This is a genomic window from Nocardia neocaledoniensis, assembly GCF_029868625.1.
Taxonomy (GTDB): Bacteria; Actinomycetota; Actinomycetes; order Mycobacteriales; family Mycobacteriaceae; genus Nocardia; species Nocardia neocaledoniensis_A.
Genome location: NZ_JARWOJ010000178.1, coordinates 1 through 26385, shown reverse-complemented (window position 1 = coordinate 26385; position 26385 = coordinate 1). Strand labels below are relative to the sequence as shown.

The window sequence follows — 26385 nt, the reverse complement described above, 5'->3', positions numbered from 1 at the left end:
CAACGCGTGGCACGAGTCGTGGTCGAGGTCATGCCGAAGGCCGAGATCCTGGATCCCCAGGGACAGGCCGTGGTCGGCGCGCTCCCGCGTCTGGGATTCGCCGGAATCTCGGATGTGCGGCAGGGCAAGCGATTCGAGCTCGAGGTGGACGAGAGTGTCTCCGACGCCGAGCTCGAGCAGATCGCCGAGGCGCTGCTGGCCAACACGGTGATCGAGGACTGGAAGGTCGTTCGGGTCTCGTGAGCGCGCGTATCGGCGTCATTACTTTCCCCGGCACGCTCGACGATGTCGACGCCGCCCGCGCGGTGCGGCTGGCCGGTGCCGAGGCCGTGAGCCTGTGGCACGCCGACGCCGACATCAAGGGTGTCGACGCGGTGATCGTGCCCGGTGGCTTCTCCTACGGCGACTACCTGCGCTGCGGCGCCATCGCCCGGTTCGCGCCGGTGATGGGCGAGGTCGTGCGCGCGGCCGGTCAGGGCCTGCCGGTGCTCGGCATCTGCAACGGCTTCCAGGTGCTGTGCGAGGCGGGCCTGCTGCCCGGCGCGCTCACCCGCAACGAGGGCCTGCACTTCATCTGCCGCGACGAGTGGCTGCAGGTCGAGGCGACGAACACCGCCTGGACCTCCCGCTACGAGCAGGGCGCGCAGATCCTCATCCCGCTCAAGTCGGGCGAGGGCCGCTACCAGGCCTCGGCGCAGGTGCTCGACGAGCTCGAGGGCGAGGGTCGCGTGGTGTTCCGCTACGCGGGCGACAACCCGAACGGCTCGCAGCGTGGCATCGCGGGTATCTCCTCGGCCAACGGCCGGGTCGTCGGCCTGATGCCGCACCCCGAGCACGCCACCGAGGCGCTCACCGGTCCCAGCGACGACGGTCTTGGCATGTTCTACTCAGTCATCGACAGCCTGGTCGGGGCCTGATCAGCCCAGCCGGTCCAAGATCTCGAAATCCACGCCGTCGGCTCTCGCGAGAAACGCGGGGCCGACGGCTTGGTTTCCGATGAAGCCGCGGCGCGTGGACGGTCCGTCCAGGAAGACGCCGGTGGCGAGGCGCTCGGTGATCGTCGGCACGTCGAGGGTGCCCACCGTGTCGGCCAGGGTCCGCAGCAGGTGCATCGCCTCGTAGGTGGAATTGCTGAACGTGGTGAGCGCGGGTGCGAACCGGCCCTGGTGTTCGCGGTAGCGGGCGCGCCGGTCGCGACCGTCGGCGGTGTGCTCGTCGACGAAGAAGCCGGAGGCGACGAACAGGTTCGCATTGGCGCCCGGGCCTCCGCTGAGCAACACGTTCTCGTCGACGGCCGGGCTCAGCCGGGGCATCGCGTCGGCCAGACCCGCCGCGGTGAACTGGCGGTTGAAGCGGGCGGTGTCGGCGCCGACCAGCAGGATCAGCACCCCGTCGGCGCGGGCGAGTGCCGGGCTGTCGAGGAACGCGTGGAAATCGGTGGTGCCGAGCGGGACGTACTGCTCGAGCACGATGTCGGTCGGCGAGGGTAGGGCGCGGCGCAGCGCGTTGACGGTCTGGCGCGGCCAGATGTAGTCGCTGCCGATCACCGCCCACCGGCGCACGCCGAGTTCGCGGCCGAGCCACGCGACCGCGGGCACGGTCTGCTGGTCGGGATGTTCGCCCACCAGCAGGACGCCGGGGCGTTCGTCGGGCAGGCCTTCGTGGTCGGTCGCGTACAGGTAGGGGACCCGGCCGTCGACGGCGTCGGCGACCGCTCGGCGTACCGCCGAGGTGTGCCAACCGGTGATCGCGCCGACCATTCCGGTCGCGAGAAATGCCTCGACCTCGGCGGCGACGGCATAGGGGGAGCGGCCGCCGTCGATGGTCGTCAGCCGAATTTCCCGACCGAGAATTCCTGTGCCACCATTGATTTCATCGACGGCGAGGGAAATCGCGGCGGTGCAGGAGGGGGCGATGATGCCCGCGGGGCCCTGCGTCGGCACGATCGAGAGAATCTCGATCGTCTCGTTCCGACTCTCGTCGCGCGTTGGCATTCTGTACTCTATCGCTTTGAAATCATGTCGGCAGGTGGGAAATGCGATCGGTGTCCATCATAAGTGGGTCTTCCACACTGCACGGTGCGCTGCGTTCGGCGGAACGCAACTGGGTTCGCCGGCTGGAATCGGCCCTGTCCGCCGACAATCTCACCGCCGATCACTGGGCCATTCTCTCCCAGCTCTCCACCGATGACGGCATGACCATGTCCGAATTGGCGGCCGCGGCGCGGTTGGCGCCGTCCTCCGCCACCCGGCACGCCGATTATCTCGCCGAACGCGGCCTGATCTTCCGCGTCGCCGCGACCGATGATCGCCGCCGCATCCTGATCGGTCTGAGCGGCCTCGGTGCCAAGGTCGTCGACCGGGTCAGGACCCAGGAGCAGCTCGCCGAGGACGAACTGCGAGCGCGGCTCGGCGTACGCCGCTACGGCGAGCTGGCCGCCGCGCTCGCTGTCATCGCCGACCTGTAGCGCGGAATCAGCTGGTCAACGCGAGCTCGACGAAGGCGCCGAGCGCGTGGTCGATGGGGTGGGGCACCGGCCTTCCAGTGGCGTCGAGATCGTTCCAGCGCTGCATGTTCACCGCCAGCGACAGCTGCCGCGTGCCGTCGGCGCTGATCCAGGAGATGGCGCCGCCGCCCCACACCGAACCCTCATGGCCCCAGTAGGTCCCATGCCCGGGAATGGTCATCTTCTGTAGGCCGAGTCCGTATTCGATGATCTTTCCCTCGAAGGAGACCACCGGACCGGTGCGCCGCATCCGTTCCAGCGACGAGGAGCTGATGATCTCGCCCGCCAGCAGCAGCCGGTAGAACCGGTTCAGATCGGTGACGGTCGAGATGAGCGCTGCCCCGGGGCCCACCCACGACATGTCGTAGACGCTGTAGTCGCGCGGTGGGTCGATCATGCCGAACCAGGCCTCGTAGTGCAGCGAATGCGGTCCGTCGAGCTCCGGTCCCGTGGGGAGTTCGGTCTCACCTAGCCCGGCGGGCTCGATGACGGCGGCGGTGATGTAGTCCCGCGCGGGCAGGCCGGTCACCGCCGTGACGAGTTCGCACAGGAGCAGGTAGTTGGTGTTGGAGTACACGCCAGGTGTACCGCCGGGCGTGCCGGTGGCGGGTGCCGCGACGCCGAGCGCGATCAGGTCGGCCGGGACGAATCGGGTGAATCGGTTGTCGTCGAGGCTGGCCGGGGTCGTTTTCGTCAGGTCGGGAAAGGCGGCGAGGGACGGATAGGCGTGCGGCAGGATGTCGGCGAGCCCGCTGGTGTGGTCGATCAACATCCGGATCGTGATCGCGGCGCCGCGTTCGCCGGGAACCAGGTGCGGCAGGTGCCTGCCGATGGGTGTGTCGAGCTCTATCAGGCCGTCCTCGACCAGGCGCAGGACGGCGGCGGCGGTGAATGTCTTGGTGATGCTGCCGACGCGATGTCGCATATCGGCGGTGACGGGGCGGCCGGTGGCGAGATCGGCGACGCCGGCGGCGCCGCGCCAGCTCTCGTCGGCGGCGCGTACCTCGGCGAAGACACCGGGCAGGCCGGCGCGATGGATGGTCTCGAGGGCGAGCTGGAGCTCGGCTGGATCGAAAGTCGTGGTCACGGCACAACTATCGGGCGATGGCCCCCTCGGGGTATTGGAAGAAATTTCCCCACGCCCGGTATCGGTGCTTGGCGATGGTGGGCAGATAGTGCGTGGCCAGCGTGCCCGGGGTGCGGTGCGCGAAGATCGACACATCGCGACACAGATGAGCCTGGTCGGCGTATCCGCAGTCCGCCGCAACCTCGGCGGCCGGGCGGCCGGCCAGGAGGCCGTCGACCGCCGATCGGAACCGGACCAGCATCGCCGCCCGCTTGGGGGTCAGGCCGATCTGAGACTCGAACCGCGTCCACAATCGCTTGTTGCTCCAGCCGAGTGATGTGGCCAGCGCGCCGATGCGGACCCGGCCGCCGGTGCTGAGGATGCGATCCCAGCCGGCGAGCACCTCCGGATCGGGGGCTTTCGTCGGCCGGTCGCCCTGTGCCAGAAACGCTTTCGTCAGCGCGAAACGGTCGTCCCAGGTCCGCGCGGACGCGAGCTGGTCGCGTAGGCGCTGGGCGCGCGAGCCCCACAGGTCGTCGAGGGCGAGCGCGCCACGGCCCAGTTCCGACGGGGCGACGCCGAGCAGCGAATAGGCCAGGACCGGCGAGAGCCGAACCTCGATACACGCCGCCCGCGCACCACGGATGCGCATGGGTTCGATGGGCATTCCGGCGACGAAACCGCCCAGGCTGCGGCTGCCGGACACGTCGTCGACGACCAGTCCGTGTTCCCCGAATTCGATCAGTACGGTGACCACCGCGGCCCCGGCCACGCGCAGATCGACGCCGGTCCCCGCGGTGTCGCGGTAGCCGATGATCGCGGCACCCGGCGGGACGGCATCGGCCGGACCAGCGAAATCCCAGCCGCCATCGGGCCGGTGGTCCGAGTCCACAGTCCCCACCCCTCCAGGCTAGGGGAAAGATACGATCGCGAATATGCCTGTATCTCTGACCGCGGCCACGGCGAGTGGCCTGTGCGCCTTCATCGACGCTTCGCCGTCGCCCTTCCACGTGTGCGCGACCGTCGCGGAGGAATTGGCGGCGAACGGGTTCACGCCGCTGTCGGAGGCGCAGCCGTGGGAGAGCGCGGGTGGGAAACACTATGTGGTGCGCGGCGGTTCGCTCATCGCGTGGGCCGACTACGACGCGGCGCCCACCGACCCGTTCCGGGTGGTCGGCGCGCACACCGACAGCCCCAATCTGCGGGTGAAGCAGCATCCCGATCTGGCGGGCGCGGGCTGGCAGCTGGTCGGGCTCGAGCCCTACGGCGGCGCGTGGCTGAACTCGTGGCTGGACCGCGAACTCGGGGTCTCCGGGCGCTTGAGCGTGCGCGAGGGCGCGCGGATGCGCGATGTGCTGGTGCGCGTCGACGAGCCGATCCTGCGGGTGCCGCAGCTGGCGATCCACCTGTCCGAGGATCGGCGCGGGGTGACGCTGGATCCGCAACGGCACGTCAACGCGATCTGGGGGACCGGTGACGCGCCGGCGTCGTTCCTGGATTTCGTGGCCGAGCGGGCCGGGGTCGACGGCGCCGACGTGCTCGGCTGGGAACTGATGACCCACGATCTGGCCCCGAGCACGCTGGTCGGGCGCGACAACGACCTGGTGAGCGCGCCCCGCCTGGACAACCAGGGCACCTGCTACGCGGGGTTGCAGGCCTTTCTCGCCGCCATCGACGATCCCGGCGCCGCGACGCCGGTGCTGGTGATGTTCGACCACGAGGAGGTCGGCAGCCAGTCCGATCGGGGCGCGCAGTCGGATCTGCTGCCCGCCGTGCTGGAGCGGATCGTGCTCGCCCGCGGCGGTGGTCGCGCGGACTACCTGGCCGCCCTCGCCGGTTCGGTCGTCGCCTCCGGTGACATGGCCCACGCCACCCACCCCAACTACCCGGATCGCCACGAGCCCGCGCACCGGATCGAGGTCGGTGGCGGGCCCGTGCTGAAGGTCAACCAGAACCTGCGCTACGCCACCGATGCCGCGGGGGCGGGCGCGTTCGCGCTGGCCTGCGCGCAGGCGGGGGTGCCGTTGCAGCGCTACGTCCACCGCGCCGATCTGCCGTGCGGTTCCACCATCGGCCCGATGACCGCGGCCCGCACCGGCATCTCCACCGTCGACATCGGCGCACCGCAGCTGGCCATGCACTCCTGCCGGGAACTCATGGGCGCGGCCGACGTCCCCGCCTACGCGGCGGCACTGGCGGCCTTCCTGACCCCGGCCGAGCTCGACTGACGCCTCAGGCCGTGGCGAGTTCCGCGGTGGGCTCGCGCTCGGGCCGGTAGGTGATCACCGCGTAGACGATCACCGCGAAGGTTGCCCACACATAGGTACTGCCGATGATCTGCTGCCACCACGCCCAGGCGAGTTCCTTGCCGCCCGAGTGCGGCAGTACCCACTGCGGGCCGATGATGAAGATCACCGTGAAAACGCCCACGAGCGTGCTGAATCCACGCGAGCGGCGGCGCGTGGCCTGGTCGACGGCGACGACCAGCGCCGGGGCGACCCACACCCAGTGGTGCGACCACGACACCGGCGAGACCAGCAGCACGGCGGCCGCGTTGACCAGCAATGCCGAGACGTCCCGGCCTGCGCCGATCAGCCGGTACATCCACACCGCGGCCAGGGTGACCGTCAGCGCCGAGAGCAGCAGCCACAGCCCGGTCGCCACCGACTCGTCGAGGCCGAGACGGAACAGCGTGCCCTTGATCGACTGGTTGCCCGCGAAATACGGCGTGCCGATGCGACCGGTGTCGGTGACGGTGTGGAACCAGTACTGCACCGAATCGTTCGGGAACAACAGGAATCCGAGACCGACCGCGCCCGCCGCCGACACGACCATGGTGCCCGCGGCCTTCCAGTCCCGGCGCAGCAGGAAATAGAGCAGGTAGGCGGCCGGAATCAGCTTGATCGAGACCGCGATGCCGATGAGCATGCCGCGCGGCCAGAACGGCTTGCGCACCAGCACGTCGACGGTGATCGCGGCCATCAGGATCAGATTGATCTGGCCGAAGTTCACCGTCTGGCGGATGGGTTCGAGGAACTGGGCCAGACCGAGCCCGGCGATCACGACGGTCAGCACCGAGATCCGGTCCAGCTCGGGCCGGATCCGGCCCAGCACCACCCACAGGGCGACGGCCAGGCTCAGCAGCGAGGTCACCAGCACGGCGATCTCGGCGACGGGCAACGGCATGAGCGCCAGCGGCACGAAGAACGCCGCGGCCAGCGGGGGATAGGTGAAGGGCAGGCCGAGCCCCATGACCGGCGGCATCGGCCCGTAGAGGTCGCCGCCGTCGAGCCACACGCGCGCGCCGTTGCGGTAGACCTGCAGGTCGATGTACCCGTGCCACCAGTGCGCGAGCACCGCGACCACCGCGGAGAACGCGAAGAGCCCGATCGCGGCGGCGAGCCTGCGGCGCTGCCGATCGGTCACGCGGGGTGCCGCCGAGGACCCGGCGGGAAGGGAGCCGGGCACTGCGTCATGCGCGGGAACGGGTGACTCGACCTGCTCGGCAACCCCCGGACTCTCGTTCACGGCGTCAGACTAGCGGGTCGGGCCGCGCCCGAAGCGCAGGTGTGACCAGGGCGAGTGCGAGGTCTGTCACTTGTTCGCAATACTCGGGGCGGGCCGTTCGGCCGCGACGAGGGCCAATTAGACTCTGTAGTCAAGTTCCCCCGGCCGAAAGGACCCTGGTCTCCCGTGACACTGCAGGTCGACACCGTCGCTACCGCCGCAGCCACCCCGGATGCTCCGCAGCCGTACAAGGAACTCGGTCTCAAAGACGACGAGTACGCCCGCATCAAGGAGATTCTGGGCCGCAGGCCCACCGACGCCGAACTGGCGATGTACTCCGTGATGTGGAGCGAGCACTGCTCCTACAAGTCCTCGAAGGTGCACCTGCGCTACTTCGGTGAGACCACCACCCCCGAGATGAAGGCCTCCATGCTGGCCGGCATCGGCGAGAACGCTGGTGTGGTCGACATCGGCGACGGCTGGGCGGTCACCTTCAAGGTGGAGAGCCACAACCACCCGTCCTACGTCGAGCCCTACCAGGGCGCGGCCACCGGCGTCGGCGGCATCGTGCGCGACATCATGGCGATGGGCGCGCGCCCGATCGCGGTGATGGATCAGCTGCGCTTCGGCGCGGCCGACGCCCACGACACCCGTCGCGTGGTCGACGGCGTCGTCCGCGGCATCGGCGGCTACGGCAACTCGCTCGGCCTGCCGAACGTCGGCGGCGAGACCGTCTTCGACGCCTCCTACCAGGGCAACCCGCTGGTGAACGCGCTGTGCGCGGGCGCAATGCGCGTGGAGGACCTGCACCTGGCCTTCGCCTCCGGCGCGGGCAACAAGATCATCCTGTTCGGCGCGCGCACCGGCCTCGACGGCATCGGTGGCGTGTCCGTGCTCGCCTCGGACACCTTCTCCGGCGAGGAGACCGGCACCGGCCGCAAGAAGCTGCCCGCCGTGCAGGTCGGTGACCCGTTCACCGAGAAGGTGCTCATCGAGTGCTGTCTCGACCTCTACAAGGCCGGTCTGGTCGTCGGCATCCAGGACCTGGGCGGCGCCGGGCTGTCCTGCGCCACCTCCGAACTCGCCGCGGCCGGCGACGGCGGCATGCACATCGACCTCACCAAGGTCCCGCTGCGCGCCAAGCACATGACCCCCGCCGAGATCCTGTCGAGTGAGTCGCAGGAGCGCATGTGCGCGGTGGTCACCCCCGAGAACGTGGACGCCTTCATGGCCGTCTGCAAGAAGTGGGACGTGCTGGCCACCGTCATCGGTGAGGTCACCGACGGCGATCACCTCGTCATCACCTGGCACGGCGAGACCGTCGTCGACGTGCCGCCGCGCACCGTCGCCCACGAGGGCCCGGTCTACGAGCGTCCGGTCCAGCGTCCCGAGTACCAGGACGCTCTGATCGCCGACACCACCGCGAACCTCCCGCGGCCCAAGACGGCCGACGAGCTGCGCGAGACCCTGCTGACGATGATCGCCAGCCCGCAACTGTGCAGCCGCAAGTGGATCACCGAGCAGTACGACCGCTACGTGCGCGGCAACACCGTGCTCGCCGAACACGCCGACGCCGGTGTCGTGCGCATCGACGAGGAGTCCGGCCGCGGCATCGCGCTGGCCACCGACGCCTCGGGCCGCTACACCAAGCTCGACCCGTACACCGGCGCGCAGCTCGCGCTGGCCGAGGCCTTCCGCAATGTCGCCACCACCGGCGCCACCCCGAAGGCCGTCACCAACTGCCTCAACTTCGGCTCGCCGGAGGACCCGGGCGTGATGTGGCAGTTCCAGCAGGCCGTGCGCGGTCTGGCGGACGGCTGTGCGGCGCTGGGCATCCCGGTGACCGGCGGCAATGTCAGCTTCTACAACCAGACCGGCAAGGACGCCATCCTGCCCACCCCGGTGGTCGGCGTGCTCGGCGTGATCGACGATGTGCACCGCCGCATCCCCACCGGCCTCGGCCTCGAGCCCGGCGAGTCGCTGATCCTGCTCGGCGAGACCCGCGACGAGCTCGACGGGTCGATCTGGTCGCAGGTCGTGCACGATCACCTCGGTGGCGTGCCGCCCAAGGTCGACTTCGCCCGCGAGCAGCTGCTCTCGGAGGTGCTCACCTCGGGTTCGCGCGACGGCATGATCTCGGCCGCGCACGACCTGTCCGAGGGTGGCCTCGCGCAGACCGTCGTCGAGGCCGCGCTGGCGGGCGAGACCGGCTGCCGGATCATCCTGCCCGAGGGCGCCGACCCGTTCGTCGAGCTGTTCTCGGAGTCGGCGGGCCGCGTGCTCGTCGCCGTGCCGCGCTCGGAGGAGACCCGCTTCACCAAGATGTGCGACGCGCGCCAGCTGCCGTGGGCGCGCATCGGTGTGGTCGATCAGGGCTCGGATTCGATCGAGGTGCAGGGGCAGTTCTCGGTGACACTCGCCGAATTGCGCGAGGCGTTCGAGGGCACCCTGCCTAAGCTGTTCGGAGCGCACACCGCCTGACCCTCGGGTTCGTTCTCTCCGCCTGGGCGTTCGGCTCAGCGGAGGGAACGACGATGACTGTGCAGGACACCGCCGGTGCGGCGGTCACCACACCGGCCGGACGCGCGAATCCGCTCGTCCGGGCGCTCCATGTGGCGGAGCGGTTCTTCCACCCGAACTACGTGGGCCTGATCGTGGCCACGATCCTGTTCTGCTGGTCGATGACACCCTCGCTGCTGCCGCGTGATTGGTTCTTCCAGGGGCTGGTCAGCGGCATCAACGCCACCATCGGCTACGGACTCGGCTGCCTGCTCGCCTGGGCGTGGCGGCGCTGGGTCGCGCCACGGATCATGCTGCCCGCCCGCGCCGCGGAGGTGTGGGAACAGCGGCCGAGCTGGACCGCGCTGGCGATCAAATCGGTCATCGTGGTGATCTGTCTGATCGCGGCGCTCCTGATGACGATCCAGTCCGGTCATTGGCAGCGCGAGATCACCGACCTGATGGACATGGAGCCGATCGGCGACTCCGGCTACCTGCGCACCCTGCTGGTCGGCGCGGTCGTGGTGGGACTGCTGATCTGGATCTCGCGCGGGGTCGCCCGCCTGGCCCGCGCGGTGGCGCGCGGACTGAACCAGTGGGTCCGGGTGCCCGCCTCGGTCGCCCGGCCGCTCGGCGCGCTCGTCGTCGGTGTCGTCGCCGTACTGCTGTTCAACGGCGTGCTCGCGAAAGCCTTCTTCGCCGTAGCCAATTCGGCGTTCAGCGCGCGCAACGGACACACCTCGGCGCACGCGATCCAGCCGACGCTGCCCGAACGCTCCGGTAGCCCCGAATCCCTCGCCGCCTGGGACACGCTCGGCTCCGAGGGCCGGTGGTTCGTCTCGAACGCGCCGACCGCGCTGGCCATCAGCCAGGTCACCGGAAAGCCCGCGCGCGAACCGATCCGGGTGTACGCGGGCCTGGAATCGGCCGACGGCTTCGAAGCGCAGACCGATCTGGCCATCGCCGAACTCGACCGCACCAAGGCCTTCGAACGGGAAGTGCTGGTGGTGATCAGCACGACCGGCACCGGCTGGGTCGACTCGACCAGCGCCGAATCGGTCGAGCTGATGTTCGGCGGCGACACCGCCCTGGTCGCCACCCAGTACTCGTATCTGCCCAGCGCGCTGTCGTTCCTGTCCGACCGCGACAAGTCGATGACCATGGGTCGCCTGCTGTTCGACAAGGTGTACGAGCGCTGGTCCGCGCTGCCCGAGGACACCAGGCCCAAGCTGCTGGTCTACGGCGAGAGCCTCGGTTCGCAGGGCTCGGAGGGCGCGTTCTCCGGCCTGGCCGACATCCGCAACCGCGCCGACGGCGTGCTGTGGGTGGGACCGCCCAATTCCAACCGGCTGTGGTCGGAATTCGTGCGCCGCCGCGATCCCGGCACCGAGGAGATCACCCCGATCTACGCCGACGGGCTCTCGGTGCGCTTCGCCGCCGCCGCCGACCAGCTGGCCCGGCCGTCCGACAAGTGGACCGATCCGCGCATCGTCTACCTGCAGCACGCCTCCGATCCGGTGGTGTGGTGGTCGCCGGATCTGCTGTTCGAGCAGCCGGACTGGCTCAGGGAACGGCGCGGCCCCGATGTGTCGCCGGCGATGGCCTGGTATCCGATCGTCACGTTCTGGCAGGTCGCCGCGGATCTGCCACGCGCGCAATCGGTGTCGAACGGCCACGGCCACAACTACGGCAACGTGGTGCCCGACGCATGGGCCGCGGTGGCCCAACCGCCGGACTACACACCGGAATTGGCCGAACGAATCAAGGCCTTCCTGGTCGAGTCCGCGGCCACCGAACATCAGCTGAAGTAACCGGGCGGGGCAGCGCCGAACCCCTCGATCGAGGCTGCCCCGGCCCGGCTACGGCACCGATCGGAACGGATTGTGTTCGGCGATCAGCTGTTCCAGCCGCGCCTCGTCGATCCGTCCGATCAGCGACTGTGCCTCCTGCTGGTCGCGCACGACCTTCGCGAGAGTGAAGCAGCTGGTCACCAGGAACAGGCCGGACATCGCGAGGAACCCGCGCTGCCAGGCGTCCAGCGGCAGGTAGTAGATCCCGGCGGCGGTGCCGAACAGGCTGACGGCGAACGCGATCGCGGCCTGGACCATGTACGCCGAGGTGTTCTTCGGCTTGGCATTCGGTGTGCTCATGGAAATCAGTGTGCTGAGCGGGGGTTTCACGCGGGCGCGTGAAACTACTCGAGTGAGGTGGGTAGTTGCCGCCGCCGAGAGTGACCGACGCGCCATCCACAACACCCCGCTGGGCCGGAACCGGCCAGCCATACTGGATCGGTGTCCGCGACAGGCTCCACCCTAGAGACGCTGCGTGCGCGCGGCGCCGTGGTGCTGCGCCGGCTCGAGGACATCATCGACCTGAACTATCCCGGTCTGGCCCTGGCCACCCTGTTCTTCGCGCTGTCGGTGACGCCCTCGCTGGTGCCGCGCGACTGGCTGTTCCAGGGCCTGATCAGCGGGATCAACGCCGCCATCGGATACGGGCTCGGGTGTGTGCTCGAATGGCTGTTCCGGCGCTGGGTACGGGCGAAGATCCCGATCCCCAGCCCCTCGGACCGGCTGCGCTACGGCATCAAGGCGACCGTGCTCGTCGGGTGCGCGCTGGTCGCCGCGCTGATGCTGATCCAGTCGGCGCGCTGGCAGCGCGAGATCACCTCGCTGATGGGGATGGAAGGCACCACCACCCCCGCCTACCTGCGAACCGGGCTGCTCAGCGTGGCCGTCGGCGTCGCGGTGGTCGCCGCCTACCGGACCGTGCGCACGCTGGTGCTGGTGCTGGCGCGGCAGCTGAACCGGTGGGTGCGGGTGCCGCGCGAGCTGGCCCCGGCCGCGGGCGCGCTGGTGCTGGTCGTGTTCACGGTGACCATCGTCAACGGTGTGGCGTCGCGGGCGTTGTTCGCCGTGGCCAACTCCGCGTTCAGCGTGCGCAACGACCGGATGACCGAGCACGCGGTGCGCCCGGCACAGCCGGAACGCTCGGGCAGCTTCGCCTCGCTCGCGCCGTGGGAGACCTTGGGCTACGAGGGCCGCTGGTTCGTCGCCAACGGGCCGCGCGCCACGGACATCACCGCGGTGACCGGACAGCCCGCGCGCGAACCGATCCGGGCGTATGTGGGTTTGGAGTCGGTGACCGGCGAGCAGACGGCCGCGCGGCTGGCCGTCGACGAGCTCGAGCGGACCAAGGCCTTCGAGCGCGCGGCGATCGTGGTGGTCACCACCACCGGCACCGGCTGGGTCAACGGGATGGCGGCGGGCGCGATCGAATACCTCTACGGCGGCGACACCGCGATCGTCGCCACCCAGTACTCGTATCTGCCGAGTGTGCTGTCGTTCCTGTCGGACCGGGCGAAGGCGGCCGCGGCCGGTCGGGAACTGTTCGACGCGGTGTACGAACGAACCAGGGCCCAACCGCCGGAGCACCGGCCGAAGCTGTTCGTGTACGGGGAGAGCCTGGGCTCGCAGGGCTCGGAGGACGCCTTCGACGGGCTCGCCGATCTGCGCGAGAAGGTCGACGGGGCACTGTGGGTGGGGCCGCCGAACTCGAATCGGTTGTGGCGCCAGTTCGTCGACCGGCGAGATCCCGGGTCGCCCGCCGTCGCGCCACGCTACGCCGACGGGCTCGTCGTCCGATTCGCCGACGACGCGGGGGATCTGGCGAAGGGCGTCACCTGGTTGGAGCCACGCATCGCCTATCTGCAGCATCCCTCCGATCCCATCGTGTGGTGGTCGGCCGATCTCATCTTCACGCGGCCCGACTGGTTGAGCGAGCCGCGCGGCGCGGATGTCTCGACGCAGATGCGGTGGGCGCCGTTCGTGACGTTCTGGCAGGTGACGGCCGATCTGACCAACGCGCAAGGGGTTTCGGACGGGCACGGGCATCGATACGGAACGCTGGTGCTGGACGGGTGGCTGGCGGTGGCCGAACCGCCGGGAGTGAGTACTGAGGTCGTCGAGAAGACGCGTGCCGCACTGGAATCGGCGGAGGAGTACGAGCGGGAGGTCAAGTGATTCCGCCCGAGATGAGCGGTGCGACATCGTCGAGCGGCGGCGAACCGGGCGGTTCGTGGCGGTACGCGCCGGGTATCCCGTGGCGGACGCGGTAGTGGCGGCGCGGGGCGCACGACCGCACCGTCCGGCGACGCTATGGCGAAGGGCGCGTGGGGTGTTCGCGCTGGGACTACCGCCGGTGTGGAGCAATCGGGTGCTGCCCGCGCTGGATCTGCCGCTGCGTGGGCGGACAGTAGCGAACCTCGGGTTCGCGGCGGGGTATGCGGTGATGTTCAGTGGCCGTCCGAACTGGGTGTCGGCCAAGGGATTTCGCTGGGGCATCGGTGGCGCGGCGCTGGTTTTCGCCGGTTACGGTGTGGCTCTCGCGGTTCCGGCGCTGCGGCGGTTGCCGCTCGAAGTCGCCGAGCGGGTGCCGGAGACCTCGACGCTCGAGTGGATCGTCCTGCACATTCCCGTCGGTACGGTGTTGGCCGAGGAGACCGTCTTCCGAGGCACGCTCGACCCGCTGCTCGACGAGATCACCGACCCGCGCGTGGCGGCGGGGGTGGGGGCGCTCGATTTCGGGCTGTGCCATATCAACGCCGCCCGCACCACCGGCGAATCGGTGGCCGGAACCGTCGCCCTCACCGCCGTGGCCGGGCTGGTCTTCGGCGTGCTGCGTAGGCACACCGGCAGCGCGACCGCGCCCGCCTTGCTGCACCTGGCGATCAATGCCGGGGGAGCGGTGCTGCCGCGCGCTGCCCTGTGGATCGAGCGGCGGCGGGGCTAGCCGCGAGCTCGATCAGGCCGTCGCGACGAAGCCCGCGACGGCGTCGGTGAAGGCGTCGTTGTCATCGCCCGCCGCGGTGTGGGCCGCGGTGGTGATCTCGGCGAGGCGGGCGTGCGGTGCGAGGGCGAGGAAGGCGGCCGTGCCCTCGTCGCTGACGACATCCGATTTGCCGCCGCGCACGAGCAGGACGGGGATGGTCAAAGCCTCTGCGGCCGCTTCCATCTCGGCGATGCGCGCCTCGGCGTCGGCGTCGAGGTTGCTGATCAGGTCCGGGTCCCAGTGCCAGTACCACCGGCCGTCGCGCTGACGCAGATTGCGCAGCAGGCCGTCGGCGTTGTCGGGTCGCGGGCGGTGCGGCAGGTAGGCGGCGACCGCGTCGGCCACCTGGTCGAGGGTGTCGAAACCGTCGCGGTGCCTGCCGAGGAAGTCCATCACGCGCTCGACGCCCTTGGATTCGGAGCGGGGCACGATATCGACGAGCACCAGCGCGCGGATCGCGTCGCCACCCGGCGCGGCCGTCGCGAGCAGGCCGGTGATGCCACCCATGCTGGCGCCGACGACCACCGCGCCGCGCTCCGGTGTGGCGCCGAGCTGCGCGAGCACGGTGAGCAGATCGCCGACCATCACTTCGCGCGTGTAGTTGCGCGTCGGCGACCATTCGCTGTCGCCGTGGCCACGGGCGTCGACCGCGACCACCCGCATCCCCTCGGCGGCCAGCGCGCGTCCGGTGCGCTTCCACGAGTGCCGGTTCTGGCCGCCGCCGTGCAGCATCACCACCAGTGGCCCGTCCGCGGGGCCGAAGGCATCGGCTGCCAACGTCAACCCGTCCGCGCCGCGCAGTCGCAGCGTGGTCGGTTCCAGCGGCTCGGTCGAGCTCGACATGACACCTCCTGAACGACGTTCACTGTGCTGAACGATGTTCAGAATGTAGCGTGATGACCCGATCGAAGGGAAGTGGGGACGAGTGGCCGAACCGAGCCGGGCGGGACGACGCGACGAGATCGCCGAGGCGAAACGCGCGATCATCCTGCGCGCGGCCCGCGCGATCTTCGAGCGAGACGGCGTCGACGCGGCCAATATCCGGGCGATCGCCACCGCCGCCGGCTACACCCCCGGCGCCCTCTACGCGTACTTCCCGAGCAAGGAACACATCTACGCCGCGCTGCTCGGCGAATCGCTGGAACGGCTCTCGACCGCGGTGGCCGCGGTGACGTCTCTCGTGGATCCGGCCGACCGATTCCGCGCCGCGGGCCTGGCCTTCTTCGACTTCTACGACGGCAATCCCCGCGACCTGGACCTCGGCTTCTACCTCTTCCGCGGCGGCATCCGTCCCCACGGCCTCGGGGCCGAACTGAACGCGGGCCTCAACGCCGCCATGCTCGCCGGCCTCGCCCCGATGGTCTCGGCCACCATCGAACTCGGCGCCACCGAGGACCGAGCCCGCGTCATCACCGCCGACGTCCTCGCCCACCTCTCCGGCCTGCTCCTGCTCGCCCACACCAAACGCCTCGCCCTCCTCGGCGGCACCGACGCCCGCCAGATGATGCGCGAATACCTCGACCTCCGCATCTCCGCCCTGCACACGGGCCGAGTCTGACCGCCGGCTCCCCGCGGCCGCAGAAGGTCGGTGTGGCTCGGTAGCGTCGTCGGCATGGTGCGGAAGGTGATGGGAGCGGCCGAGGTGCGGGCCGCGGTGGCCGAGGTGGCCGACTGGCTGTTGGCTGAGGAGGAGTCGAAGCCGGAGCGGCCGGTGCTCGCGGCGGCGGTGCGGGGGACCGCGCGGGCGTTGGCGGCGGACGCGCCGGGGCATTCGGTGGAGGTGCGGGTGCCGCCGTTCGTGGCGGTGCAGTGTGTGGAAGGGCCGCGGCACACCAGGGGGACGCCGCCGAACGTGGTCGAGACCGATGCCAGGACCTGGTTGCTGCTGGCCACCGGGCTGCTCGAATTCGACGCGGCGGTGGAGTCCGGCGCCCTCTCCGTCTCCGGAACGCGGGCGAGTGAGATCGCCGCGTGGCTGCCGATCGTGCCGCTGAAAGCGACGCCGGACTGACTCCTCAGGCGTTCTTGCGGTGCAGGCCCTTGCGGTCGTAGTAGCGGGTGATGACGATGCCGCCGACCACGGCGATGCAGATGCCGAGCAGTGACATCCAGATGCCGCGATCCAGGCCCGCCTCGTAGTTGGCCTCGAAATAGAGGATCGAGCGGACGCCGAGGAACACCTGGTGCATCGGTTCGAACTCGGCGAGCCAGACGAACTGGGTCGGGATGGCCTCGATGGGGACGGTGCCGCCGGAGGACGGCAGCCCGAGGATGACGAACAGGGCCAGGTTCACCAGCAGGCCCGCGGTGCCGAGGGCGGCGAGCGAGGTGAGCGCGGTCCAGCCGACCGCGATCATGGCCAGCACCGAGAACAGGAACAGCGCCAGCGGATTGTCGATCGGCATGCCGACGATCTTCGCCGCGATCATGAACACGACCGACACGATCACCGCGACCAGCGCCATCACTCCCCATTTGATGAGCAGCGTGTGGAACCGCGAGATCGACGCCGTCGGGTAGTGCACGAACCAGGGCCCGTACTCGGTCGGGACGAAGCCGAGGTGCGCGTCGATCATCGTGTGGATGACCATGCCGCCGACCATCCCGGCCAGCAGCAGGAGCAGTGCGTAGAAGAACGCCGTCAACCCCTCGCCGGTGCCGGGCGGCAGTGGACGGAACTGCTGCTGCGCCACATCGACCGGGCTCTCCAGGGTGATCATCGCCGCGCCCGAGACCTGCGGAACCGGCGCGCCCTCCGGCGTCTGCGCGAGGGTGTCGCGCACCTGCTGGGTGAGCTGCGCGCCGACCTGCTTGTTGACCTCGACCAGCGCCTGATCGCCGATGCGGTGCACGATCTGGGTGCCGAAGGCGCCCATCCGCGGGTTGGTTTGCAGCGTGATGACCGGCCGCTCCATCTCCCCGGCCACCACGCTGCCGACACCGAGATTGCCCAGCCGTTTGCTGAAGTCGCCGGAGATGATGATGGCCCCGTACACCTGCGCGTTGCGCAGCATCTGCTCGGACTCGGCCTTGCCGACCACCCGCAGGTCGACCTTGTCTGTCGGCACGTTGGCGATCAGTCCGTCGGCCACCTGCTTGCCGTAGTCGACGCGCGCGCCGGTGCTCGTCACATCGCCGACATCGAGATTGACCAGCGCTACCGGGAAGTCGTGCAGGTTCTCCTCGGGGTCGGCGATGTAGCCGAGGTACATCACCCCGAGCAGGGCGGTGAGCACGGTGAGGACCAGCGTCGGCATGACCACAATGTGCGACCAGTGCCGTCGATCGTTCCCAGATGTGGCGAATGTCGCTCCGCCTGTCGCGGGCTGCCCGGAATCTTTCGGCTCAGCCGGGGCGTTCTCACTGTTCTGAGCGGCACCATCGGCCGGTTCGTGCGCGCTGTGGTCAGTCGTCACCTTGCGCACGGTAACAGCTCGCCGGGGCCGATCGGTGGGTTCGCGACCGGTGATTGCCGCCGGTGTGCGAGCGCGCGTACAACGCGGTCGCCCGCACCCGTAGAATGACGAGTGCCCCCAGCCCGCCCGAACAGGGAGCAAACGGTGAACGACCTTCACGAGCCCGAGAACGAGCCCCGCGAGGAGTGTGGCGTCTTCGGCGTCTGGGCTCCCGACGAGGACGTCGCCAAGCTCACCTACTACGGCCTGTACGCCCTGCAGCATCGCGGGCAGGAGGCGGCGGGTATCGCCGTCTCCGACGGCTCACAGATCCTCGTGTTCAAGGATCTCGGTCTGGTCAGCCAGGTCTTCGACGAGCAGACCCTGGGCGCGATGCCCGGGCATATCGCCGTCGGCCACTGTCGCTATTCCACCACCGGTGGTGTCACCTGGGAGAACGCGCAGCCGATCTTCCGCACCACCGCCGTCGGCTCCGGGCTGGCGCTCGGTCACAACGGCAACCTGGTGAACACGGCCGAATTGGCCGGGCGCGCACGCGAACTCGGCCTCATCGGCGCAGGCGTGATCGACGGTCGTCCGCAGATGACCGGCGCCACCTCCGATTCCGACATCGTCACCGCGCTGCTGGCCCACGCCGCCGCGGACTCCAGCATCGAACAGGCCGCGATGGAGCTGCTGCCGCAGCTGCGCGGCGCGTTCTGCCTGACCTTCATGGACGAGCACACCCTGTACGCGGCGCGCGACCCGCACGGCGTGCGTCCGCTGGTGCTCGGCCGGCTCGAGCGCGGCTGGGTGGTCGCCTCGGAGACCGCCGCGCTCGACATCGTCGGCGCCGCCTTCGTCCGCGAGATCGAGCCGGGCGAGCTGCTCGCGATCGACTCCGACGGCGTGCGCTCGATGCGCTTCGCCAACCCCGAGCCCAAGGGCTGCGTCTTCGAGTACGTGTACCTGGCCCGCCCCGACACCACGATCGCCGGACGTTCGGTGCATTCCACCCGCGTGGAGATCGGCCGCAAGCTGGCCAAGGAGAACCCGGTCGACGCCGACCTGGTGATCCCGGTCCCGGAATCGGGCACGCCCGCCGCGGTCGGTTACGCGCAGGGCTCCGGCATCCCGTACGGCCAGGGTCTGATGAAGAACGCCTATGTGGGCCGCACCTTCATCCAGCCGAGCCAGACCATCCGCCAGCTCGGCATCCGGCTCAAGCTCAACCCGTTGCGCGAGGTGATCCGCGGCAAGCGGCTCATCGTCGTCGACGACTCCATCGTGCGCGGCAACACCCAGCGCGCGCTGATCCGCATGCTGCGGGAGGCGGGCGCGCTGGAGATCCACGTGCGGATCGCCTCGCCGCCGGTGAAGTGGCCCTGCTTCTACGGCATCGACTTCGCCTCGCGCGCGGAGCTGATCGCCAACGGCACCGGCTCCGAGGACAGCTACACCGACATGGTCGACAACGTCCGCCGCTCGATCGGCGCCGACAGCCTCGGCTACATCTCCACCGAGGGCATGATCGCGGCCACCGAGCAGCCCGCCTCGCGGCTGTGCACGGCCTGCTTCACCGGTGAGTACCCGATCCCGCTGCCGGAGGAAGCCGCCATCGGCAAGAACGTGCTCGAGGGCATGCTGTCGGGCAAGCCGGAGTCGCGGTTGCTGGCGGAGAACGTCAACGCCGACGCGTTGAGCAGGCCGTAGCGTCACTCGTTCGCCGGAAGGGTCGGTCAGGATAAGCCTGGCTGGCCCTTTTCGTGTTGTGTACGCAAGAAATTCCGGTGCACGAATATTTCGTAAGATTAGTTCATAACATGACGGCAATTTTTCGCTCGATTTGAAACTGGGCGGTAATGGTTCGCCTGTACGGTCCCCCGTTATATCGCTAGCTCACCGCGTCGTCACCGCACCTGAGATCCGGGTGCGGCGGCGACGCAGGCGTTCGAGAATGGGACCTGATGTTGAACAGTGCAATGGGCGGACGCAAGAATCGCGCGAAACAAGTTGCCGCAGTGGGAATCGCCGCCGTGGTCGCCGCCGCGCTGGCCGGGTGTGGCTCCGGCCGGACCGACCAGGCCGGCTCCGGAGCGGGCCTGGTCGTCGGCACCACCGACAAGATCTTCGCGCTCGACCCGGCCGCGGCCTACGACAACGGCTCGCTGCTGGTGGAGACCCAGATCTATTCGTACCTGCTGAATTTCGCGCCCGGTGACACCACGCCGAAGCCCGACGCGGCGGAGAAGTGTGAGTTCACCAGCCCGACCGTCTACACCTGCAAGATCAAATCCGGGCTGAAATTCGCCAGCGGCAATCCGCTCACCGCCAAGAGCGTGAAGTTCTCCTTCGACCGCATGGTGAAGATCAACGATCCGCACGGTCCCGCCTCGCTGCTGGGCAATCTCGACAAGACCGATGTGGTCGACGATCTCACCGTCGCGTTCACCCTCAAGGTCGCCAATGATCAGACCTTCCCGACGGTCCTGCCGACCCAGGCGGGCCCGATCGTCGACGAGAAAGTGTTCCCGGCCGACAAGGTCGCCACCGACGAGGAAGTGTTGCAGGGCAAGGGATATTCCGGCCCCTACACGATCACCAGCTACGACAAGAACAAGCTGGTCGAGTACAAGGCGAACCCGGACTACCAGGGTCTGCTCGGCAAGCCGGCGACCGAGACGGTGTCGACCAAGTACTACGCCACCTCCGACAACCTCAAGCTGGACCTGCAGAACGGCGCCATCGACGTCGGCTACCGCTCGTTCACGCCCACCGATATCGATGCGCTGCGCAACGACAGCAACGTCAAGGTGCACGACGGTCCCGGCGGCGAGCTGCGCTACATGGTCTTCAACATGAACACCATGCCGGGCAACACCCCCGAGCAGAAGCTGGCCGTGCGCAAGGCGATGGCGTCCTCGATCGACCGTGAGGCGCTGGCCACCAACGTGTACAAGGGCACCTACCAGCCCGCGTTCGGCTATGTGCCGCAGGGCATGCCGGGCGCCGCGACCCCGCTGCAGGACATCTACGGCGCCAAGCCCGACAAGGACAAGGCCGCCAAGTTCCTCGCCGACGCCGGCGTCGCCGCGCCGGTCACGCTGAACCTGCAGTACAACCCGGACCACTACGGCCCGAGTTCGTCGGAGGAGTACGCCGCGATCAAGTCGCAGCTCGAGGCCTCCGGCCTGTTCAAGGTGAACCTGCAGTCCACCGAGTGGGTGACCTACCAGCGCGAGCGTGCCTCCGACACCTACCCGCTGTACCAGTTCGGCTGGTTCCCGGATTTCCCGGACGCCGACAACTACCTCTCGCCGTTCTTCGGCCCGAACAACTTCCTGCAGTCGCACTTCGAGAACCCCGGCATCAACGCGCAGCTGACCGCCGAGGCCACCGAGCCGGACAAGACCAAGCGGCTCGAACTGATCAAGCGGCTGCAGACCGATCTGGCGCAGAACCATCTGCCGACCCTGCCGCTGCTCTCGGGTAAGCAGGTCGCGGTCGCCAAGCCTGGCATCACCGGGCTCGACCAGACCCTCGACGGCTCCTTCAAGTTCCGGTTCACGGTGCTGGGCAAGTGAGTCAGGACACCGCCGCGCCCGGATCGCCGGTCCGGGCGCGGCGCACGGGGACGGGGACGGGAAAGAGCAAGGGCGGCGGGCAGTCCCGCCAGGTGGCGTTGCTGAAGTATCTGGCGGTCCGGCTGGCGCTGATCGTGCCGACCGCCTGGCTGCTGGTGACGGTGGTGTTCTTCCTCATGCGCGTGATCGGTGACCCGATCAGTGCGGCCCTGGGTGGTCGGCTCACCCAGGACCAGATCGAGGAACGCAAGGAAGCGGCCGGCTTCAACCGGCCGATCCTGACCCAGTACTGGGAGTACATCTCGGGCCTGGCGCGACTGGATTTCGGGCGCTCGCAAGACAACCGAGCCATCAGCGACGTCGTGGTCACCTACGGCGCGGCGACGGTGGAACTGGTGTTCTGGGCGCTGATCGTCGCCTTCGCGGTGGGTGTGCCGCTGGGTCGCTACGCCGCGACCCATCGCGACACCCCCGCCGACGCGGCCTTGCGCCTCGGCGCCATCGTGGCCTACGCGGCGCCGGTGTTCTTCGTCGGCATGCTGCTCAAGCTCGTGTTCTCGGTGGGCCTCGGCTGGTTCCCGGTCGGCGGCAGGGCGAGCACGAATGTCGAACTCGCCCTGCAGCATGTGTCGCCGAAGACCAACATCCTGGTCATCGACGCCATCCTCTACGGCGACCCGTCCTACCTGCTGGACGTGCTGAAACACGCGGTGCTGCCCGCGGTGGCGCTCGGCCTGCTCACGGCCGGTGTGTTCCTGCGGTTGGTGCGGGTGAACCTGATCCAGACCATGCGCAGCGATTTCGTCGAGGCGGCCAAGGCGCGCGGCCTCACGCCGCGCGTGGTGGTCGGCAGGCACGCGGTGCGCAACGCGCTGATCCCGATCATCACGGTGATGGGCATGTGCATCGCGATGATGCTCGGCGGCGCGGTGCTCACCGAGACCACTTTCGAGTGGAAGGGCCTGGGCTATCAGCTCGCCGAGTACCTCAAGGCGCGTGACTTCGTCGCGGTGCAGGGCATCGTGGCCTGTATCGCGCTGGTCGTCGCGCTGATGAGTTTCGTCGTCGACGCCATCGTCGCGATGATCGACCCGAGGGTGAGGTTCTGATGAGCGCACCGGTGGCCACCAGCAAGTGGCGCATTCCCGGCGCGGAGCTGATGGCGAGAACGGCGGGGCTGCAACGGGTCACACTGATCACCGGCCTGGTCCTGGTGGCGGTGTTCGTCCTGGTGGCGTTGTTCGCGCCGTTGCTCGCGCCCTACGACCTGGCGCAGAACTCCGCCGACGGGGTGGCCTTCGTGCCGCAGCAGGGGCCGTCGGCCGAGCACTGGTTCGGCACCTCGGTCCGCGCGGAGGACGTGTTCTCGCGCGTGCTCTACGGCGCGCGAACGGCGTTGAGCGTCATCGTGATCGCGGTGTCGCTCTCGCTGCTGATCGGCGTGCCGCTCGGCCTGGTATCCGGCTACATCGGGCGCTGGGTCGACCGGGTACTGACCCTGGTGATGGACGCGATCTACGCGTTCCCGACGCTGCTGCTGGCGATCGTCGTCTCGATCGTGGTGGCCGGTGGCACGTCCAGCAGTCTGGGCGGAGTGCTCTCGGCCGCGATCGCGATCACGGCGGTGTATGTGCCGCAGTACTTCCGGGTGGTGCGCAACGCCACGGTCGCGGTGAAGAACGAGCCGTATGTCGACGCGGCGCGGGTGACGGGTGCGTCGACCACGCGAATCATGTTCCGCCACATCCTGTCCAACGTCACCAGCTCGCTGCCGGTGATCCTCACCATCAACGCCGCCGAGGCCATCCTCACCCTGGCCGCGCTCGGATTCCTCGGCTTCGGCATCGAACCGACCCAGGCCGCCGAGTGGGGCTACGACCTCAACAAGGCGCTCAACGATGTCTCCAACGGCATCTGGTGGACCTCGATCTTCCCCGGCACCGCGATCGTGCTGGTCGTGCTCGGGATGACGCTGGTCGGCGAGAGCCTGGACGAGACGCTGAATCCGATGCTGCGCACCCGGCGCTCGGTGACCACGGCCACCGAGAACCCGGCCGCCGCCGTCGACGACAAGGAACTGACCGAATGACTACAACTGTCGAAGCGGCGGCCGCGCTGTCGGTCTCGGGTCTGTCGGTCACCTTCGCGACCGACGCGGGTCCGGTGCATGCCGTGCGCGGGGTGTCGTATGAGGTGTTCCCCGGCGAGGTGCTCGCCATCGTCGGCGAGTCCGGGTCGGGCAAGTCGGTGAGTTCGCGCACCGCGATCGGGCTGCTGCCGCAGTCCGCGCAGGTGAGCGGGCTGGTGACGGTCGGGGACCGGGCCGTCACGCAGATGAGCGAGAAGCAGCTCACCGCGTTGCGTGGCGGGGCGGTGTCGATGGTGTTCCAGGAACCGGCCCGCGCGCTGGACCCGCTGTTCACCGTCGGCTTCCAGATCGCCGAAGCGCTGCGCGCGCACAGCGAGATGAGCAAGAAGGACGCCAGGGTCAAGGCGATCGAGCTGCTGCGCTCGGTGGGCCTGCCCGATCCGGAGCACCGGGTGGACTACTACCCGCACCAGCTCTCCGGCGGGCAGAAGCAGCGCGTGATGATCGCGATCGCGATCGCCTGCGAACCGAAGGTCATCATCGCCGACGAGCCGACCACCGCGCTCGACGTCACCGTGCAGGCCGAGATCCTGGAACTGCTGCGCGATCTGCGTGACCGGCTCGGCAGCGCGATCGTGCTGATCACCCACAACATGGGCGTCGTCGCCGACCTCGCCGACCGCGTCGTGGTGATGCGCGAGGGCGTGGTGGTCGAGCAGGCGCCGGTGGACGAGCTGTTCGCCAGCCCGCAGGCCGCCTACACCAGGGCGCTGCTCGACGCCGTCCCGCACCTGGGCGCGGCCACCACCGCGCGGCCCGCGATCGACGCCGACGCGGAACCCGTGCTCGAGGTCAGCGATCTGGTGGTGCAGTTTCCCGGGCCGTTCGGGCGCCCGGCCTTCCGGGCCGTCGACGAGGTGAGCCTGACGATCAGGCCGGGAGAGACCCTCGGACTGGTCGGCGAGTCGGGGTCGGGCAAGTCCACCATCGGACGCTGCGTCGCGGCGCTGCAGCGGCCGACGGCCGGGCACGTGCGCATCCGCGGGCAGGACATCGCCACGCTGTCCCAGCGCAAACTGCGGCCGATCCGGCGCCGGTTCGGGTTCGTCTTCCAGGATCCGGCCGGCTCGCTCAATCCGCGCCTGACCGTCGGCGAGTGCGTGGCCGAACCGATGGTCGTGCACCGCACCGGCGACCGTGCGGCCATTCGCGCCAGGGTGCGCAAGCTGCTCGACGACGTGCAGTTGCCCGCGGGCGCCGAGAATCGCTATCCGCATGAGCTCTCCGGCGGGCAGCGCCAACGGGCCAGCCTGGCCAGGGCGCTGGTGCTCGACCCCGACCTGCTGGTGGCCGACGAACCGACCAGCGCCCTCGACGTCTCGGTGCAGGCGGCCGTGCTGGAGCTGTTCGCGCAGCTGCAGCGCGAGTGCGGCTGGGCGTGCCTGTTCATCAGCCACGATCTGGCCGTCGTCGACCAGCTGGCCGACCGGATCATGGTGCTGCGCGACGGTGCCTGCGTCGAGGAAGGCGACAACGAACAGATCCTGCGCGCCCCTCGGCACGAGTACACACGTCGGCTGGTCGCCGCGGTCCCCGTCCCCGACCCGGTGCGTCAGCGAGCGCGGCGGGCCGAGATCGCGGCCACATTCGCCACGGAGCTGGAACAATGATGTAGGAGCCGGAGGCCAGCTGAACCGGCGGATCACTTAGAGTTACTAGGCATCTATCCGCCGATTCGGTTTGGAGCTTTCCCCCACAATGACTGAACAGACCCCCAGCGGCGCCGGCGCCTCCTACGCCGCCGCCGGCGTGGACATCGAAGCCGGTGACCGCGCCGTCGAATTGTTCGGACCATTGGCGAAGAAGGCCAGCCGACCCGAGGTGCAGGGTGGGCTCGGCGGCTTCGCCGGCCTCTTCGCGCTCAAGGGCGGATACCGTGAGCCCCTGCTCGCGGCCTCGACCGACGGCGTCGGCACCAAGATCGCCGTCGCGCAGGCGCTGGACAAGCACGACACCGTCGGCCTCGACCTGGTCGCCATGGTCGTCGACGATCTGGTCGTCTGTGGCGCCGAGCCGCTGTTCCTGCAGGACTACATCGCCATCGGCAAGGTCGTCCCGGAGAAGGTCGCCGAGCTGGTCTCCGGCATCGCCGAGGGCTGCATCAAGGCCGGCTGCGCGCTGCTGGGCGGCGAGACGGCCGAGCATCCCGGCCTGATGGACCCGGACGACTACGACCTGTCGGCCACCGGCGTCGGCGTGGTCGAGGCCGATTCGGTGCTCGGCCCCGACCGGGTGCGCCCCGGCGATGTCGTCATCGCGATGGGGTCCTCGGGCCTGCACTCGAACGGCTACAGCCTGGCCCGCAAGGTTCTGCTCGACATCGACCGCATGTCGCTGACCGGTCACGTCGAGGAGTTCGGCCGCACCCTCGGTGAGGAACTGCTCGAGCCGACCCGCATCTACGCCAAGGACTGCCTCGCGCTGATCGCCGAGACCGACGTGCGCACCTTCTCGCACGTCACCGGCGGCGGTCTGGCCGCCAACCTGGCGCGCGTGCTGCCCGCCGGCCTGGTGGCCGAGCTGGACCGCGGCACCTGGAACCCGGCCCCGGTGTTCAAGATGATCGCTCAGCGGGGCCGCGTGGAGCGGGTCGAGATGGAGAAGACCTTCAACATGGGCGTCGGCATGGTCGCGATCGTCGCGCCCGAGGACGCCGACCGCGCGCTGGCGGTGCTCACCGCCCGCCACATCGACTGCTGGACCCTGGGTCAGGTGAAGAAGGCCGCCGACGCCGACGCGCCGCGCGCCGTGCTGTTGGGGGATCATCCAAGGTTCTGACGAAACCTTTGCACCATTCGGGGCCGGGGGGGGGGTTGGGGGGCCCGGCCCGGGGGGTGTTTTTGGGGTTT

General features: G+C 69.3%; 23 protein-coding genes. 16 read left to right on the top strand and 7 right to left on the bottom strand.

Features of this window, described 5'->3' with window-relative positions:
* The first annotated feature begins 6 nt into the window (after positions 1-6).
* Both purS and purQ read left to right on the top strand, forming a co-directional pair.
* Positions 7-243 (top strand): phosphoribosylformylglycinamidine synthase subunit PurS, encoded by a 237-nt coding sequence (purS, locus tag QH270_RS12900; protein ID WP_022565847.1) that lies wholly within the window; start codon positions 7-9, stop codon positions 241-243.
* The gene (purQ, locus tag QH270_RS12895; protein ID WP_280341356.1) at positions 240-917 is read left to right on the top strand and encodes a phosphoribosylformylglycinamidine synthase subunit PurQ; all 678 of its coding nucleotides are present in this window, start codon (positions 240-242) and stop codon (positions 915-917) included. Before purS ends, purQ begins: the two co-directional genes overlap by 4 nt.
* Here the strand turns inward: purQ and QH270_RS12890 are convergent, their stop codons facing one another.
* Positions 918-1994, bottom strand: a complete 1077-nt coding sequence (locus QH270_RS12890; RefSeq protein WP_280341353.1) for a substrate-binding domain-containing protein — start codon at positions 1992-1994, stop codon at positions 918-920.
* A gap of 41 nt (positions 1995-2035) precedes the next feature.
* On the opposite strand from QH270_RS12890, the gene QH270_RS12885 reads away from it, so the two are divergent.
* Entirely contained in the window at positions 2036-2467 is a 432-nt protein-coding gene (locus QH270_RS12885) for a MarR family winged helix-turn-helix transcriptional regulator (protein ID WP_232996383.1), read from the top strand.
* 7 nt (positions 2468-2474) lie between these two features.
* Here the strand turns inward: QH270_RS12885 and QH270_RS12880 are convergent, their stop codons facing one another.
* Together QH270_RS12880 and QH270_RS12875 are read right to left on the bottom strand one after the other, a co-directional pair.
* A complete protein-coding gene (locus QH270_RS12880; RefSeq protein WP_280341351.1) occupies positions 2475-3593 on the bottom strand; it encodes a serine hydrolase domain-containing protein in 1119 nt (372 codons plus the stop codon).
* A 7-nt stretch (positions 3594-3600) separates the two neighbouring features.
* Positions 3601-4473: an AraC family transcriptional regulator gene (locus QH270_RS12875; RefSeq protein ID WP_280341349.1), complete on the bottom strand. Its 873-nt coding sequence runs from the start codon at positions 4471-4473 to the stop codon at positions 3601-3603.
* 34 nt (positions 4474-4507) lie between these two features.
* On the opposite strand from QH270_RS12875, the gene QH270_RS12870 reads away from it, so the two are divergent.
* Complete coding sequence (locus QH270_RS12870) at positions 4508-5800, top strand: M18 family aminopeptidase (RefSeq protein WP_280341348.1); 1293 nt, start codon at positions 4508-4510, stop codon at positions 5798-5800.
* 4 nt (positions 5801-5804) lie between these two features.
* Here QH270_RS12870 and QH270_RS12865 read toward each other — a convergent pair whose 3' ends face one another.
* The gene (locus QH270_RS12865) at positions 5805-7100 is read right to left on the bottom strand and encodes a glycosyltransferase 87 family protein (RefSeq protein WP_280341346.1); all 1296 of its coding nucleotides are present in this window, start codon (positions 7098-7100) and stop codon (positions 5805-5807) included.
* Between the two features lie 165 nt (positions 7101-7265).
* Here QH270_RS12865 and purL point away from each other — a divergent pair, with 165 nt between their 5' ends.
* Both purL and QH270_RS12855 read left to right on the top strand, forming a co-directional pair.
* On the top strand, positions 7266-9560 hold the full coding sequence (purL, locus tag QH270_RS12860) for a phosphoribosylformylglycinamidine synthase subunit PurL (protein ID WP_280341344.1): 2295 nt from the start codon (positions 7266-7268) through the stop codon (positions 9558-9560).
* A 53-nt stretch (positions 9561-9613) separates the two neighbouring features.
* Positions 9614-11389 (top strand): alpha/beta hydrolase, encoded by a 1776-nt coding sequence (locus QH270_RS12855; RefSeq protein WP_280341342.1) that lies wholly within the window; start codon positions 9614-9616, stop codon positions 11387-11389.
* Positions 11390-11437: 48 nt separating this feature from the next.
* Here the strand turns inward: QH270_RS12855 and QH270_RS12850 are convergent, their stop codons facing one another.
* A complete protein-coding gene (locus tag QH270_RS12850) occupies positions 11438-11728 on the bottom strand; it encodes a YiaA/YiaB family inner membrane protein (protein ID WP_280341340.1) in 291 nt (96 codons plus the stop codon).
* Positions 11729-11869: 141 nt separating this feature from the next.
* Here QH270_RS12850 and QH270_RS12845 point away from each other — a divergent pair, with 141 nt between their 5' ends.
* Positions 11870-13600, top strand: a complete 1731-nt coding sequence (locus tag QH270_RS12845; protein WP_280341337.1) for an alpha/beta hydrolase — start codon at positions 11870-11872, stop codon at positions 13598-13600.
* A 154-nt stretch (positions 13601-13754) separates the two neighbouring features.
* On the top strand, positions 13755-14369 hold the full coding sequence (locus QH270_RS12840) for a CPBP family intramembrane glutamic endopeptidase (RefSeq protein ID WP_280341335.1): 615 nt from the start codon (positions 13755-13757) through the stop codon (positions 14367-14369).
* Positions 14370-14381: 12 nt separating this feature from the next.
* Here QH270_RS12840 and QH270_RS12835 read toward each other — a convergent pair whose 3' ends face one another.
* Positions 14382-15251, bottom strand: a complete 870-nt coding sequence (locus tag QH270_RS12835; protein WP_280341332.1) for an alpha/beta fold hydrolase — start codon at positions 15249-15251, stop codon at positions 14382-14384.
* A gap of 82 nt (positions 15252-15333) precedes the next feature.
* Here QH270_RS12835 and QH270_RS12830 point away from each other — a divergent pair, with 82 nt between their 5' ends.
* Together QH270_RS12830 and QH270_RS12825 are read left to right on the top strand one after the other, a co-directional pair.
* A complete protein-coding gene (locus tag QH270_RS12830; protein WP_280341330.1) occupies positions 15334-15966 on the top strand; it encodes a TetR/AcrR family transcriptional regulator in 633 nt (210 codons plus the stop codon).
* 54 nt (positions 15967-16020) lie between these two features.
* The gene (locus QH270_RS12825; protein WP_280341328.1) at positions 16021-16419 is read left to right on the top strand and encodes a sterol carrier family protein; all 399 of its coding nucleotides are present in this window, start codon (positions 16021-16023) and stop codon (positions 16417-16419) included.
* A gap of 4 nt (positions 16420-16423) precedes the next feature.
* Here QH270_RS12825 and QH270_RS12820 read toward each other — a convergent pair whose 3' ends face one another.
* The gene (locus tag QH270_RS12820) at positions 16424-17665 is read right to left on the bottom strand and encodes a YhgE/Pip domain-containing protein (RefSeq protein WP_280341325.1); all 1242 of its coding nucleotides are present in this window, start codon (positions 17663-17665) and stop codon (positions 16424-16426) included.
* Positions 17666-17968: 303 nt separating this feature from the next.
* Here QH270_RS12820 and purF point away from each other — a divergent pair, with 303 nt between their 5' ends.
* The 6 genes from purF to purM all read left to right on the top strand — a co-directional run bounded on the left by purF (position 17969) and on the right by purM (position 26314).
* On the top strand, positions 17969-19516 hold the full coding sequence (gene purF, locus QH270_RS12815) for an amidophosphoribosyltransferase (protein ID WP_280341323.1): 1548 nt from the start codon (positions 17969-17971) through the stop codon (positions 19514-19516).
* 269 nt (positions 19517-19785) lie between these two features.
* Positions 19786-21387, top strand: coding sequence for an ABC transporter substrate-binding protein (locus tag QH270_RS12810; protein ID WP_432420354.1), 1602 nt, complete (start codon positions 19786-19788; stop codon positions 21385-21387).
* 98 nt (positions 21388-21485) lie between these two features.
* Positions 21486-22496, top strand: coding sequence for an ABC transporter permease (locus QH270_RS12805; protein WP_432420353.1), 1011 nt, complete (start codon positions 21486-21488; stop codon positions 22494-22496).
* Positions 22496-23476 carry an ABC transporter permease gene (locus QH270_RS12800; protein WP_280341318.1) on the top strand — a complete coding sequence of 327 codons (981 nt, stop codon included), beginning with the start codon at positions 22496-22498 and terminating at the stop codon, positions 23474-23476. Before QH270_RS12805 ends, QH270_RS12800 begins: the two co-directional genes overlap by 1 nt.
* Entirely contained in the window at positions 23473-25146 is a 1674-nt protein-coding gene (locus QH270_RS12795) for an ABC transporter ATP-binding protein (RefSeq protein ID WP_280341316.1), read from the top strand. The genes QH270_RS12800 and QH270_RS12795 overlap by 4 nt, the downstream gene beginning before the upstream one ends.
* An 88-nt stretch (positions 25147-25234) precedes the next feature.
* Positions 25235-26314, top strand: a complete 1080-nt coding sequence (gene purM, locus QH270_RS12790; protein ID WP_110037393.1) for a phosphoribosylformylglycinamidine cyclo-ligase — start codon at positions 25235-25237, stop codon at positions 26312-26314.
* Positions 26315-26385 lie beyond the last annotated feature (71 nt).

Excerpts from the sequence above, each read along its gene's own strand:
- QH270_RS12890 (WP_280341353.1), bottom strand. The coding sequence starts at position 1,994 with ATGCCAACGCGCGACGAGAGTCGGAACGAGACGATCGAGATTCTCTCG.
- QH270_RS12885 (WP_232996383.1), top strand. The coding sequence starts at position 2,036 with ATGCGATCGGTGTCCATCATAAGTGGGTCTTCCACACTGCACGGTGCG.
- QH270_RS12870 (WP_280341348.1), top strand. The coding sequence starts at position 4,508 with ATGCCTGTATCTCTGACCGCGGCCACGGCGAGTGGCCTGTGCGCCTTC.
- QH270_RS12855 (WP_280341342.1), top strand. The coding sequence starts at position 9,614 with ATGACTGTGCAGGACACCGCCGGTGCGGCGGTCACCACACCGGCCGGA.
- QH270_RS12850 (WP_280341340.1), bottom strand. The coding sequence starts at position 11,728 with ATGAGCACACCGAATGCCAAGCCGAAGAACACCTCGGCGTACATGGTC.
- QH270_RS12835 (WP_280341332.1), bottom strand. The coding sequence starts at position 15,251 with ATGTCGAGCTCGACCGAGCCGCTGGAACCGACCACGCTGCGACTGCGC.
- QH270_RS12825 (WP_280341328.1), top strand. The coding sequence starts at position 16,021 with ATGGTGCGGAAGGTGATGGGAGCGGCCGAGGTGCGGGCCGCGGTGGCC.
- QH270_RS12820 (WP_280341325.1), bottom strand. The coding sequence starts at position 17,665 with ATGCCGACGCTGGTCCTCACCGTGCTCACCGCCCTGCTCGGGGTGATG.
- QH270_RS12810 (WP_432420354.1), top strand. The coding sequence starts at position 19,786 with ATGGGCGGACGCAAGAATCGCGCGAAACAAGTTGCCGCAGTGGGAATC.
- QH270_RS12800 (WP_280341318.1), top strand. The coding sequence starts at position 22,496 with ATGAGCGCACCGGTGGCCACCAGCAAGTGGCGCATTCCCGGCGCGGAG.
- QH270_RS12795 (WP_280341316.1), top strand. The coding sequence starts at position 23,473 with ATGACTACAACTGTCGAAGCGGCGGCCGCGCTGTCGGTCTCGGGTCTG.
- purM (WP_110037393.1), top strand. The coding sequence starts at position 25,235 with ATGACTGAACAGACCCCCAGCGGCGCCGGCGCCTCCTACGCCGCCGCC.